At 69.3% G+C, this 12,780-nt stretch carries 12 protein-coding genes; 5 read left to right on the top strand and 7 right to left on the bottom strand.

Annotation, left to right across the window (positions count from 1 at the left end; translation table 11 throughout):
• Positions 1–56: 56 nt before the first annotated feature.
• Positions 57–2,921 carry a P-loop NTPase fold protein gene (locus V5E28_RS07220; RefSeq protein ID WP_336205606.1) on the top strand — a complete coding sequence of 955 codons (2,865 nt, stop codon included), beginning with the start codon at positions 57–59 and terminating at the stop codon, positions 2,919–2,921.
• Here V5E28_RS07220 and V5E28_RS07215 read toward each other — a convergent pair.
• Together V5E28_RS07215 and V5E28_RS07210 are read right to left on the bottom strand one after the other, a co-directional pair.
• Complete coding sequence (locus tag V5E28_RS07215) at positions 2,878–3,729, bottom strand: aldo/keto reductase (RefSeq protein WP_336205605.1); 852 nt, start codon at positions 3,727–3,729, stop codon at positions 2,878–2,880. The genes V5E28_RS07220 and V5E28_RS07215 overlap by 44 nt on opposite strands.
• Positions 3,730–3,802: 73 nt before the next feature.
• Complete coding sequence (locus V5E28_RS07210) at positions 3,803–4,918, bottom strand: ferritin-like domain-containing protein (protein WP_336205604.1); 1,116 nt, start codon at positions 4,916–4,918, stop codon at positions 3,803–3,805.
• An 81-nt stretch (positions 4,919–4,999) separates the two neighbouring features.
• On the opposite strand from V5E28_RS07210, the gene V5E28_RS07205 reads away from it, so the two are divergent.
• Positions 5,000–5,647: a TetR/AcrR family transcriptional regulator gene (locus V5E28_RS07205; protein WP_336205603.1), complete on the top strand. Its 648-nt coding sequence runs from the start codon at positions 5,000–5,002 to the stop codon at positions 5,645–5,647.
• A 24-nt stretch (positions 5,648–5,671) separates the two neighbouring features.
• On the opposite strand, the gene V5E28_RS07200 is transcribed toward V5E28_RS07205, so the two are convergent.
• Complete coding sequence (locus V5E28_RS07200; RefSeq protein ID WP_336205602.1) at positions 5,672–6,157, bottom strand: transglycosylase SLT domain-containing protein; 486 nt, start codon at positions 6,155–6,157, stop codon at positions 5,672–5,674.
• A 337-nt stretch (positions 6,158–6,494) separates the two neighbouring features.
• Positions 6,495–6,947, bottom strand: coding sequence for a transglycosylase SLT domain-containing protein (locus tag V5E28_RS07195; protein ID WP_336205601.1), 453 nt, complete (start codon positions 6,945–6,947; stop codon positions 6,495–6,497).
• Between the two features lie 187 nt (positions 6,948–7,134).
• Between V5E28_RS07195 and V5E28_RS07190 the strand changes: the two genes are divergently transcribed.
• On the top strand, positions 7,135–7,620 hold the full coding sequence (locus V5E28_RS07190; protein ID WP_336205600.1) for a glutathione peroxidase: 486 nt from the start codon (positions 7,135–7,137) through the stop codon (positions 7,618–7,620).
• 31 nt (positions 7,621–7,651) lie between these two features.
• Here the strand turns inward: V5E28_RS07190 and V5E28_RS07185 are convergent, their stop codons facing one another.
• A complete protein-coding gene (locus V5E28_RS07185) occupies positions 7,652–8,719 on the bottom strand; it encodes a LacI family DNA-binding transcriptional regulator (protein ID WP_336205599.1) in 1,068 nt (355 codons plus the stop codon).
• Between the two features lie 177 nt (positions 8,720–8,896).
• Here V5E28_RS07185 and V5E28_RS07180 point away from each other — a divergent pair, with 177 nt between their 5' ends.
• Positions 8,897–10,114: an ABC transporter ATP-binding protein gene (locus V5E28_RS07180; RefSeq protein WP_336205598.1), complete on the top strand. Its 1,218-nt coding sequence runs from the start codon at positions 8,897–8,899 to the stop codon at positions 10,112–10,114.
• 193 nt (positions 10,115–10,307) lie between these two features.
• On the opposite strand, the gene V5E28_RS07175 is transcribed toward V5E28_RS07180, so the two are convergent.
• Positions 10,308–11,057, bottom strand: coding sequence for an SDR family NAD(P)-dependent oxidoreductase (locus V5E28_RS07175; protein ID WP_336205597.1), 750 nt, complete (start codon positions 11,055–11,057; stop codon positions 10,308–10,310).
• Between the two features lie 60 nt (positions 11,058–11,117).
• Between V5E28_RS07175 and V5E28_RS07170 the strand changes: the two genes are divergently transcribed.
• Complete coding sequence (locus V5E28_RS07170; RefSeq protein WP_442945782.1) at positions 11,118–12,284, top strand: PQQ-dependent sugar dehydrogenase; 1,167 nt, start codon at positions 11,118–11,120, stop codon at positions 12,282–12,284.
• Here V5E28_RS07170 and V5E28_RS07165 read toward each other — a convergent pair.
• On the bottom strand, positions 12,244–12,579 hold the full coding sequence (locus V5E28_RS07165; protein WP_336205595.1) for a carboxymuconolactone decarboxylase family protein: 336 nt from the start codon (positions 12,577–12,579) through the stop codon (positions 12,244–12,246). The genes V5E28_RS07170 and V5E28_RS07165 overlap by 41 nt on opposite strands.
• Positions 12,580–12,780: the final 201 nt, after the last annotated feature.

Raw genomic sequence — 12,780 nt, 5'->3', positions numbered from 1 at the left:
ATAACCAGTTGGTCACGGGACGTGCGCCGTGCGCCACTGTGAGGTGAAATCAAGGCATGGCGGGTGGACGTCTTGTGCTGGTGTCCTCGCGTGTCCTGGTTGTCGTACTCATCGCGTTCCTGTGCTTACCGGTCGGAGTGGCGGCCCACGTCTCCGCGGGGCCGCAGTTCCTGGAGCAGGACCGGCTCTCCATCCCTCTGCAGCGGCTGGAGCAGGGGGGCAGATGGCAGATCACGCTCGTCAATCCGGGCGCCGCCGTGGATGTGGAGGTGCGGATCGCCGGGTCGATCGCCGATGCGCTGGCCATCGAGGGAAGCGGTCGTGTTCACCTGGGCCCCGGTGGCACGGCCACGATGGTCATGGTTCCCGGCAAGCGGCGTCATGCCGGGAACGGCCAGCTCGTCCTGATCTCGGCCGCGGGAATCGACAGGCGGCAGGTGAGCGTGACCGTGGCGCCGTTCCTGGAGCGCTACCGCCTGGCGCTGATCGTCGGCGCCCTCCTGGTGGCGGGTGCGGCGGTGCTCCTGTGGTGGCGGCGTCCGGCACATGGACGGAAGGTGCCTCTGGAGCAACCCCCACCGGGGCAGCCGGCCGATTCGCCGAGGTACACGCACAGCGACGAGCCGGCGGCCGAGGACAAGCTGAACCGGACGGAGTATGCCGAGTATCTGGCAAGGCTGGCCCGCAACGAGACCCCGCCGCTGGTCATCGGCGTCTTCGGGGAATGGGGGACGGGCAAGACCTCGATGCTCATGCAGGTGCGCGACCAGGTGAAAGAGGATGCGAGCTGCGCCCAGGTGTGGTTCGACCCGTGGCGGCACCACCATGACGACAATCCGGTTCTGCCGCTGCTGCATGCCATCGTCACTCAGCTGGGCCTGGAGCGAAGGCAGCACGTCAGGCGGACCCTGAAGACGATCTCCGAGGTCCTCGGCTCCCTCGTCCTGTCGGCGTCGATCAAACTCAACGTCGCGGACGTACGCAGATCCTTCGAGGAGTACGACGCCGAGAACTTCCGCATCCGCTCCGAACGCGCGCGGCTCGACGAGCATCTGGACCTGCTCATCCGGGACGCCCTGGCCGCCCTCGGCAAGAGCCGGCTCGTGGTCTTCATCGACGATCTGGACCGTTGCCACGCCGACCAGATCACCGCGCTGCTCGAAGCGCTGAAGCTGCACTTCAACCGCGACAACTGCGTCTTCGTGCTCGCGGTGGCCAAGCAGCCGCTGCTCGCCGCGGTGCGGGAGAAGTATCAGGATCCGGGCGGCGACTACCTGGACAAGATCGTGCAATTGCCGTTCGAGATGCCCAGACTGTCCGAAGACAACTTCGACCACTATCTGGATGGTCTGCTGAGCGCCGACCTCAAGGACGCCGCCCCCTCGCTCAAGAGCGGGCTGCGGTGGAACCCGCGCGCCATCAAGCGCTTCGTCAACGTGCTCACCCTGCAGGACCGCGTGGCCAGGGACAGAGGGCTGGATGACCACCTCGACGACTATGACGTGGCCATTCTCGCCGCCGTCCTGCTGATCAGAGATGGGGACGGCGACTTCTACACGAAGCTGGCCGAGGACCCCACACTGCTGAAGCGGATCGCCGAGGACATCGAGACCGCCGGCGAGAACGAGCTGCCCGACTGGAACCCGCTGCCGCTGAAGATCGTCCGGGAGATCCGCGAGAGCGTGCCGGAAGACGTCAGTCCCTACATCGACCTGGTGAAGGCGTCGCCGGTGCCGGAGCCGAGCGATCTGACGATCCAGCCGCCTGCTGAGTCCGCGGCTCATCCAGGCGCGGTCCTCCCGGAGGCGGCCGCCGAACTCGGCCGCCCGAGCCGGCGCGCGCTCGGGTCCGCGCTCGAGGCCCTCGCGGAAGGCGTGCTCGGGCGCGTGGACCAGGTCTGCGACGCCGAGCACGAGCTGCTGCCTCCGGTCGTCCGGTTCGCGGAAGAGGAGGTCGCTCACCCGGCCGGTCTGGACGAGATCCTGGCTCGTGGCACCGGCAAACTCATGATCACTGGCCCGCCGGGGGTGGGCAAATCGGTTCTCGCCGCCCGGTTGGCTCGACACATGATCAATACAGGCGCCAGTGGCCGGCTCCCGGTTCTCCTGTCCTTCCGCACACTCGAGGCCGACTTCTCCACCGTCGAGCGGTCGCTGACGCATGCTCTGGTGGACGAGTACCAGATATCCATGCCGGACGCGTTCGCCATGGTCAACCGGGGCCTGCTGACCCTCGTGCTCGACGGGCTGGACGAGCTCGACGCGACGGCAGGTTGGACCAAGCTCGTGCAGCTGGTCATGCGCTGGGCCGGGACGACCGGCGCGGGGATCATCATGATCGATCGCGTCCGTCCGGCACGCGACTCCCCAGCGGCCCAGCTGGGCTTCCAGATGGTCGAGCTGCTGGGCGTGCCCGGGGAGGAGGCTCGCCGCCGCCTGGATGGCCTCCTGTCCTCCCACCGGGTGGAGCCGAGTCGTCTCCTTGGCGTGTCGCCCGAACTGCTGAGCTCACCCCAGATGCTCTCGACTCTCACCACGCGGACCGGGTGGATCGACGACCTGCCGGAGGAGCCGGTGTACTTCCTGCCATGGTACGCACGGCGGGCGGTGAACAGGTCGGCCGAAGGATTCGACGCGGAGGCCGTCGCGGCCGCGCTGGGCAAGGTCGCCCGCCTGCTGGCAGCGGGGCAGCGCGACGCCTTCGGCAGCGGTGACGCCGACATCAGGGCGGTGTTCCGGGAGTCCGGCATCCGCGGTGTCCAGGTGCCCAGCGTGCTCCATGCCATGGTCGAGGCGGGAGTGCTCCGCGAGATCGCTCCCGAGAACTACCATTTCATCCACCCGCTGCTCCAGAGGCACATCGCCGGTTGGCACGAGGTCACGCCGCCGAGAGCGTCGCCACCTGCTCCTCCGTCAACGTGACGCTCGCCGCCGCCACGTTCTCCTCCAGATGGCCGACGGTCGAAGTCCCCGGAATGGGCAGCATGACCGGCGACCGGGCCAGCAGCCAGGCCAGCGCCACCTGCGCGGGCGTGGCCCCCGTGGCCCGCACCACCTGGTCCACCAGGCCGCCCGGTCTGGCCAGGGCGCCGGCCGCGATCGGGAACCAGGGGACGAACCCGATCCCCTGCTGCTCGCAGCGCTCCAGAACCTTCTCCGAATGCCGGTCGGCCAGGTTGTAGCGGTTCTGGACGGTGACGATGTCGGCGATGCTGCGGCACTGTTCGAGCTGATCGACGTCCACCTCCGACAGCCCGATCGCGCCGATCTTGCCCTCGTCCTGGAGTGCCTTCAGCTCGCCGAGCTGGTCGGGGATGGGGACGAGCGGGTCGATGCGGTGGAGCTGGAACAGCTCGATGCGCTCCAGGCCGAGCCTGCGCAGGCTCATCTCCACCTGCTGGCGCAGGTAGGCGGGGCGGCCCAGCTCGTGCCACTCGTTCGGGCCGGTGCGGACGAAGCCGGCCTTGGTGGCGATCAGGAGCTGGTCGGGATAGGGGTGCAGCGCCTCGCGGATGATCTCCTCGCTGACGGACGGGCCGTAGGAGTCCGCGGTGTCGATGAAGTCGACGCCGAGCTCGACGGCGCGGCGTAGCACCCGCACGGCCTCGGCGTGGTCGCGTGGCGGGCCCCAGATTCCGGGGCCTGTGAGGCGCATGGCGCCGAAGCCGAGGCGGTGGACGGTCTTGCCGCCGATGGCGAACGTGCCGGCGGCGCGGGCTGGAACGGACATGTGCAACTCCCTCGGGAAAGGCCCACCGCTGTCTCCGGTGCCCTTTCCCGAGGTGGGGCGGCTGATGCGCCCGTCAGGTGATGGAGCCGAGCCCGATCGTGTCCGACACCTCGGCGTGGCGCTCGGCCTCCTCCTCGGCGAAGCGGGCCTCGTCGAGCTTGTCGGCGATGTCCTCGTCCTGCTTCATCAGCGCGTCGAGGGACTGGCCGGCCATGTCCAGCACGCCCATGTCGGCGTACGCCTGCTGCAGCCGGGGGCTCCACAGCCCGATGTCCTTCACGCACGGCACGATGCGGCTGAACAGCAGGGAGCGGAACAGCTTGAGGTACTCCGACTCGTCCACGGCCTTCATCGCCTCGTCCACCTCGGCCTTGGACAGGCCGAGGTTCTCCCATGTCTCCCTGCCGCGCAGCCGGTCGCGCATCAGGTAGCAGCCCTCGATGACGAAGTCCTCGCGCTCGCGCAGCTCGGTCTCCGACAGGCTCTTGTAGAAGTCGCGCAGCGCCATCCGGCCGAAGGCGACGTGCCTGGCCTCGTCCTGCATGACGTAGGCGAGGATCTGCTTGGGCAGCGGCTTGGTGGTGATGTCACGCATCACGCCGAACGCCGCCAGGGCCAGGCCCTCGATCAGCACCTGCATGCCGAGGTAGGGCATGTCCCAGCGTGAGTCGCTCAGGGTGCTGTCGAGCAGCGCCTTCAGGTGCTGGTTGATGGGGTAGGCGAGGCCGACCTTCTCCTGCAGGAAGCGGGCGTAGGTCTCCGCGTGGCGGGCCTCGTCCATGGTCTGGGTGGCGGCGTAGAACTTGGAGTCGAGGTCGGGCACGGACTCGACGATCCGCGCGGAGCAGATCATCGCCCCCTGCTCACCGTGCAGGAACTGGGAGAACTGCCAGGACGCGCTGTGCAGGCGGACGTCCTTGCGCGTCTTGTCGTCCATCCGCTCCCACAGCGGCGTGCCGTAGATGGCGATGGTGTTGTCCGGGATGCCGAGGATGTCGTACGGGTCGACTTCGAGGTCCCAGTCGATGCGCTTGGTGGAGTCCCACTGCTTGTCCTTGCCCTTCTGGTACAAGGCCAGCATCCGGTCCCTGCCGTCGTCGTACTCCCAGGTGAACTTGCTCGTCCCGGCCATGTCCACGTTCCAGGTGGAGAGCTCGGCGGGGATGGTGTAGAGATCGTGCGTCGACATGGGACCTCCGGGGGATTACGTACACCGTACGTCCACATCGAGGCTTGCACGTACGCTGTACGTCCGTCAATAGAATGAGCTATGACCACCGAGCCCCTGTCCAGGGCGCGCATCGTCGCCGCGGCCATCGACCTCATCGAGCGCGAAGGCGCCGACGCGGTGTCCATGCGGCGCATCGCGGCGGATCTCGGCGTCGGTGTGATGTCCCTCTACAACCACGTGCCCAACAAGGACGCGCTGCTGAACGGTGTGGCCGAGGCCGTGCTGAGCGAGATCGAGTTCACCGACGACCCCGACGCGCACTGGACCGACCGGGTGCGGATGCAGGCTCGCGCGTTCCGGCAGATCGCGCACGACCACCCGCGCTCCACCATGCTCGTCGTCAGCCGGCAGCTCCACTCCAACGCGGGCCTGCTGCCCGTCGAGCGGGCTCTGGCGACCCTGCGCAGTGCCGGGTTCGACGGGATCGACGCCGTGCGGGTGCTGCGGTTGTTCATCGCGTTCATCGTGGGATCGTTGCTGCGCGAGGTCGGGGTGACGCCGACGTTCGCGCCCGTCCACACCAAGATGATCAATGCCGAGGAGGTCGACCCGGCGCTGTTCCCCGAGGTGAGCGCGCTGTCGTCGCTGCTCGGCAGCTGTGATCACGAGGCCGAGTTCGAGTTCGGGGTCGAGCTGCTGATCCAGGCGATCGCCGTGCACCCTTCACGGAGGGAGGGCACCCGGTGAGTCACGGATGCCCTCCATGCCGTCTCAGTACCAGTTGTGCGATCTGAAGTGTCCCCAGGCGCCGCAAGGCCTGCCGTACCTCCCCTTGATGTAGGCCAGACCCCACCGGATCTGGGTCTCGGGGTTGTGCCGCCAGTCCGGGCCGGCTCCCCGCATCTTGCCGCCGGGCAGCGCCTGCGGGATGCCGTAGGCGCCTGACGACTTGTTGTAGGCCCGGTGGTTCCAGCCGCTCTCCCTGGTCCACAGGTTGTCCAGGCACCGGAACTCGCGCAGCGGCCACGCCCGCTGCACCACCTGGTCCAGTGCGAATCCCTTACTGCTGCTGGCCGGCCGGTCGGCGGTGATCTTCGGCTGGGCGGAGGTCCGCCACGTGCCGGTCTTCACCACCGGGGCGTCCCAGGCGTTCGCCCGGTGCTCGGCCTCGGCCAGAGAGGTCGACGCGGTCCCGCCCAATGCGGTGAACGCGGTGACGGTGACGAATGCTCTGCTCAGTGCGCGCTTGCTGTTCAACTCGATCCTCGCGGTCGGGTCGTGTGCGGGCGGGCGCTCATGCTTCCCCGGCGCCGTGGCGCTGCGCGTCCGTGGCTCGGACGCGCAGGGCCCGCGCGGTCCTCCGGGATCCTGTTCCGCCCAGCGAGCTGGGTGGCCCGGAGGACTCCACGACATGTCCTCTTGCACCGGTTTCTAGTACGCGGCGCCACCGGTAATCAGGACCCGGGACACGCGAAGGACAGGTGTTTGTCCGACCGTTGTCGACAAAGGGCGCTCTCGTTGGGCCGTGATGGTGTGGCCCGGCGCCTCGATGGTGCGTGCTTGCCGCGAAACGTGCGCAAGCCTGGGGTTTGGATCAGTACCAGTTGTGGGATTGGAAGTGGCCCCACGCGCGACACGGCGTGCCGTACCTCTGCTTGATGTAGCTCAGACCCCACGCGATCTGCGTGCGCGGGTTGGTGCGCCAGTCGCGCCCCTTGGTGGCCATCTTGTGGCCGGGCAGCGCCTGCGGGATGCCGTAGGCGCCGGAGGAGCGGTTGCCGGCCCGGTGGTTCCAGCCGCTCTCCTTGGCCCACAGCCTCGCCAGGCAGCTGAACTGGGAGGCGGCCCAGCCGCGCTTGGCCACCATGGTCCTGGCGAGGGCCTTGTTCTTGCCGGCCCTCTTCACGGCTTTCGAGGCGGCCGTGGTCGTGCTGCCGGCGCTCGTGGCACCGGTCTGGGAGCTCTGCGCCTGTGCGGCCGTGGCGCCGCCCGCCGCCATGAGCGTGGCGCTCAGAAGGAGGACGTTGGTACGGCGGAGCATGGGCATTCGGGTTCCCTTTCGGAGGAATCGGGGACCGCTGCACCCTGCCGGACATGCCGTATTTATCGCGAATTGACCATGAAAAAGTAGGTAACAGATGAAGATCGCGACTTGGGGCTGTTCTGGCGTTTTAGGGGATATGTGTGGACCGCGTCACAGTGTGCGCGCGGAGCCGGTCTCATAGGGTCGGACCATGAGCGTTCGAGACATTCCGGTCCGCACCCTGGCGGACGTGCCCACCACCCTTGCCGACCTCGCCGGCGACAGCGCCGTACTCGTCGTGAACGTGGCCTCCAGATGCGGCCTGACGCCGCAGTACGGCGGCCTGGTCAAGCTCCAGCAGGAGTACGGACCCCGCGGGTTCAGCGTGGTCGGCATGCCGTGCAACCAGTTCATGGGCCAGGAGCCCGGCAGCGCAGAGGAGATCCAGGAATTCTGCTCGACCACCTACGGCGTCGACTTCCCGCTGCTGGAGAAGGGCGAGGTGAACGGCCCGGACCGGCACCCGCTCTACGAGCGCCTGGTCGAGACCCCGGACCCCGACGGCGAGGCCGGCGACGTGCAGTGGAACTTCGAGAAGTTCCTCGTCGACCGTGACGGCGCCGTGGTGGCCCGCTTCCGCCCCGGCACGACGCCCGAGGACCCGGCCCTCGTCTCGGCCATCGAGAAGCTGCTCTGAGGCCCGCGGAGCCTCACCGAGGCCGCGCGAGTCAGCGGCGGGGGCCGCAGCTTCCGCGGACGATGAGCTCCGTGGGCAGCACGACGGTCCGGGGACGCCTGCTCGCCGCCCGCAGCACGAGCTCGGCCGCGCGATAGCCGATGTCGCGGCCGGGCTGGGCGATCACCGTCAGCGGCGGTGCGCACAGCTCGGCCCACGGCACGTCGTCGTACATCACCAGCGACACGTCCCGCGGCACCCGCAGGTCCAGCTCCCTGGCCGCGAGCACCGCCGCCTCGCCGAGCACGTTGCCGCCGGCGAGCACCGCAGACAGGTCCGGGCGGCTCTGGAACAGGCCGGAGGCGGCGGCGTAGGCCGAGTCGCGGCTGCCCGTGGCGAACACGATCAGCTCCTCGTCCACGGGCTCGCCCACGGCCTCGCGGAAGGCCGCCACCCGCCGGTCATGGCCGGGACCGCCGAGGAAGGCGATGCGCCGGTGGCCCAGCCCCCGCAGATAGCGGACCGCCGTCCGGATCCCCGCCCTGTCGTCGGCGAGGACGGCGGGCACCTCCAGCGGGCGGGCGGCCGGACGGGCGGGCGGGGCCGGGGCGAGGCCGTCGAGCAGCATGAGGTCGCCGGCGGCCGAACCGCCGGCGGGCTCCTGGGCGCCCGCGGGCTGCCGGTCGGCGAAGACCACCGTCATGCCCGCCCTGATCGCCGGACCCCAGGTGTCGGCGTCGCCCGAGGGCACCGCGATCACCCGGTCCACGCTCTGCTCCAGCAGCATGCCGATCAGCTCGGACTCCTGCTCGGGATCGTCACCAGTGGAGCCGATGACCACCGGCTCGCCCGCCGAGCGCGCGCAGGCCAGCACCCCCTCGGCGAGCTGGCCGAAGAAGGTGTCGGTGAGGTCGGGCACGAGCAGCCCCATGCCGCCGGTCCGGCGCTGGCGCAGGTTGCGGCCGAGCGCGCTGGGGCGGTAGTCGAGCTGGGCGGCGACCGCCAGCACCCGCTCCCTCGTGCTCGCGCTGGCCGAGCCGCCCGACAGGACCCGGGACACCGTGGCGACGCCCACCCCCGCCGCCTCGGCCACGTCCTTGATCGTTGCCCGCTTCTCCATGGAAACGATTCCATCATGCTTTCCGTCGTTCCGGAAGTACGAGGTGTCGAGATCGGCTGGTCACGCGCAAACCCTTGACACTGATGTCCGTTTCAGGTGAGATGCTTGAAAACGTATCCACGTGAGTGGATACTCCGCACAACATCGGGGCCACGCCCTGGAGCGCGAAGGACTGTCATGGCATCCATCGTTCTGACCAATGTCGACAAGATCTACGCCGGTGGCGTAAAGGCCGTGAACGGGCTCAACCTTGAGATCAGGGATGGCGAGTTCATGGTGCTGGTCGGCCCCTCCGGTTGCGGTAAGTCGACCGCGCTCCGGATGATCGCCGGTCTGGAGGACATCAGCGGCGGCGAGATCTCGATCGGCGACAAGGTGGTCAACCACCTGCCTCCCAAGGACCGCGACATCGCGATGGTCTTCCAGAACTACGCGCTCTACCCGCACATGACGGTCGAGGAGAACCTCGCCTTCGGCCTCAAGCTTCGCAAGATGCCCAAGGCGGAGATCCAGCAGCGAGTCGGCGAAGCCGCCAAGATGCTGGGTCTGGACACCTACCTCAAGCGCAAGCCGGCCGCCCTGTCCGGTGGTCAGCGCCAGCGTGTCGCCATGGGCCGCGCCATCGTCCGCGAGCCGCAGGCCTTCCTCATGGACGAGCCGCTGTCCAACCTGGACGCCAAGCTCCGCGTGTCCATGCGCGCCTCGCTCAACACCCTGCACGAGCGCCTCGGCGTCACGACCGTCTACGTCACCCACGACCAGGTCGAGGCCATGACCCTCGGCGACCGCGTCTGCGTGCTCCGCGACGGTCTCCTCCAGCAGGTCGACACCCCGCAGAACCTGTTCGACAAGCCGGTCAACCTCTTCGTCGCCGGCTTCATGGGCTCGCCGTCGATGAACTTCGTCACCGCCGAGCTGGTGCGCGACGGCGGCGCCGCCGTGACCTTCGCCGACGTCAGGCTGCCGATCCCGGACTCCACGTTCACCGACAAGCCAGGCCTCGACAAGTACATCGGCAAGAAGATCATCCTCGGCATCCGCCCGTCGGACTTCGAGGACGCCACCTCCGCCGGCAGCCACGCCAACGGCTGGGCCACCCTGCCCGTCAAGATCGAGGTCACCGAGGAGCTGGGCTCCGAGATCAACGTGCTGTTCCTGATCGACGCCCCGCCGGTCGAGCACAAGGACACCGTCGCCGCCGCCGACACCGGCGACGACGAGGAGGCGGCGCTCCCGCTCGTGGGCGACAAGTCGCTGTGGACCGCCCGCGTCAACGCCCGCAGCCACGCCCGTTCCGGCCAGAACCTGGAGCTGGTCCTGGACACGCACAACCTGCACTTCTTCGACAGCGACTCCGGTCTGGCCATCGGCCACGAGGCGAACGTCGGCCGCTGACCCGGCCGCACGCCTGACGGAGGCGGGCACGGACTCCCGCGCCCGCCTTCATCGGACCACCGCGCCCGGCCGCGAGCAGCGCTCGCGGCCGTCACGGGCCCTCACCGCGACCCCCTCCCGCGGCGAGGGCCCGCCTCATTTCCGGCAGCGCCGCACCGACGGCCCTTTCGCCTCCCGTGTACGGCCCGCGGGCTCAGCGGCCGATCCGGCCCGAGATCAGGCCCACGAGGCGGCGCGGCACGAGCCGGCCGACCGCCACGATGACCTTGTAGCGCAGGGACGGAATCGACACCCGCTTGCCGAGGGCCAGATCCCGCATGGCCTCGTCGACCACCTTGTCGGCCTTGAGCCACAGAATGCCGGGCGTCCCCGACATGTCCGCTGAGGCTCGCTGGTGGAACTCGGTCCGCACGAAACCCGGACAGAGCGCCATCACCTTGAGGTGGGGGCCGCCGACCTCGGCCGCGACCGACTCGCTGAAATTCAGCACCCAGGCCTTGGTCGCGCTGTAGGTGCCGCGAGTGAAGAAGCCCGCGACCGACCCCACGTTGATCACCGCGCCCCGGCCGCGCCGCCTCATCCCGGGCAGCGCGGCCAGCGTCAGCCGGAGCACGGCCTCGCAGTGCACCTTGAGCATGCGCAGCTCGTCCTCGACCGGCGTCTCCAGCAGACTCCCCGGGTGGCCGAACCCGGCGTTGTTGACCAGCAGGTCGACGCCCTCGCGGCAGCGTGCCTCGACCTGTGACAGGCCCGAGTCGGTGGCCAGGTCGGCGGGCAGCACCTCGACCGTCACGCCGTATCTCAGCTTGAGCCGGTCGGCCGCCTCGGCGAGCCTGCTCTCGTCGCGTGCCACGAGGACGAGCGTGAAGCCGTCGGCGGCCAGGCGCCGGGCGAAGGCGGCGCCGATGCCGGCGGTGGCGCCCGTGATCAGTGCGGTAGGCATGGCTGAACCCTAACTCCGCCGGGGGCGGGCACCTGTCGTCCGCGAGCCTAGCGTGGAAGGATGTGCGGCGTGCGCTTCGCCGTAGCCGTGCTCGCCGTCGCCCTGACCGCATGCTCCGCCGCCGCGCCGCAGGCGGAATCCCCCTCGCCGCCCCCCATCACCTCGACCTCCCCGACGCCGCAGCCGTCGCCGTCGCCGGAAGAGGGGACCGAGCGGACGACTCCGGGAAAGCTCCGCTTCACCAAGATCGCCGAGCTCGACCGGCCGGTGGCGTTCGCGGTGCGCCGGGGCGACCGGCGGCTCTACGTCGCCGAGCAGGGCGGCAGACTCCGCACCAGCACCGGCGAGACCGTCGTCGACCTGTCGAAAGAGGTGAGCGGCGGCAACGAGCAGGGACTGCTGGGCGTGGCGTTCCATCCCACGGGCCGCTGGCTCTACCTCGACTGGACCGACACCGCCGGCACCACCCACGTGACCGAATGGGCCTACGACGGCGGCAGGGCCACGGCCAGGCGTGAGGTGCTCACCCAGCGGCAGCCGTACGCCAACCACAACGGCGGCCAGCTCGCCTTCGGCCCCGACGGCCACCTCTACATCGCGCTCGGCGACGGCGGCAGCGGCGGGGACCCGCAGGGCAACGGCCAGGACCTGGGCACGCTCCTCGGCAAGATCCTGCGCATCGACCCGCGCGGGAAACCGTACAAGATCCCCGCGGACAACCCGTTCGTCGGCAAGGAGGGCGCGCGGCGCGAGATCTGGGCGTACGGGCTGCGCAACCCGTGGCGGTTCGGCTTCGACCGCGAGAGCGGCGATCTGTGGATCGGCGACGTCGGCCAGAACCGCTGGGAGGAGATCGACTACCAGCCGGCGGGCTCCGAAGGCGGCGAGAACTACGGCTGGAGCCTGCGCGAGGGCAAGGAGCGCTTCAGCGAGGGGAAGGCCCCCGAGCTCGTCGACCCGGTCATCGCCTACCCGCTGAACGAGGGAGGCAACTGCTCGGTGATCGCCGGCTACGTCTACCGGGGCACGAAGATCGACTGGTTGCGCGGCCACTTCCTGTACGGGGACTTCTGCGCGGGCTGGATCAAGGCGGCGCCGGTCGAGGAGCTCGACCAGGAGGCCGAGGTCGGGCGGGTGGAGCAGCTCTCGTCGTTCGGCGAAGGGCTCGACGGCGAGCTCTACGCGCTCAGCCTGGAGGGGCCCCTCTACCGGATCGATCCTGCCTGACGCGGTGCAGCAGCTCCTCGACCTGGGTGCTGAGCCGGGCGCCACGTGACCAGCCCGCGTAGTGGGTGAGGAAGACGACGACCTCGCGCAGCTCGCTCTCGCTGAGGTCTCCGGTGCGCAGGGCGGCGTCGAGCTGGACGTCCACCTGCCCGTCGAGGCCCTGGCCGACGAGCAGCCCGAGCAGCAGCAGGCGGCGGCTCCGGACCGAGAGCGTGTCCCGCGACCAGACGTCGGCGAAGGCGCGCTCCGCGGTCATTCCATGGGAGTCGACGGTCTCCATCGCCGGGTCTGTCATCTTCGCGCTCCGGTCGTGCTAGGGGGTCCTCCCATCTTTAGCCACTTCGCGCAGCCGACCAATGGCTGGGCGGGAAGTCGCGAGCGGATCTCCTGTTTCGCCGGAAATGATCTGTAACAAAATAGGCGAAGGTCGGCCAAGATTTGGTCAAGATTTCCCACCGCCGGGGCGGCTCATCTGAGGCGAAAGCGGGCACAACAA

Source organism: Nonomuraea sp. LPB2021202275-12-8 (genome assembly GCF_037044575.1).
Classification (GTDB): Bacteria; Actinomycetota; Actinomycetes; order Streptosporangiales; family Streptosporangiaceae; genus Nonomuraea.
The sequence above is the reverse complement of the archived record's forward strand: the minus strand, read 5'-3'. Positions and strand labels throughout refer to the sequence as shown.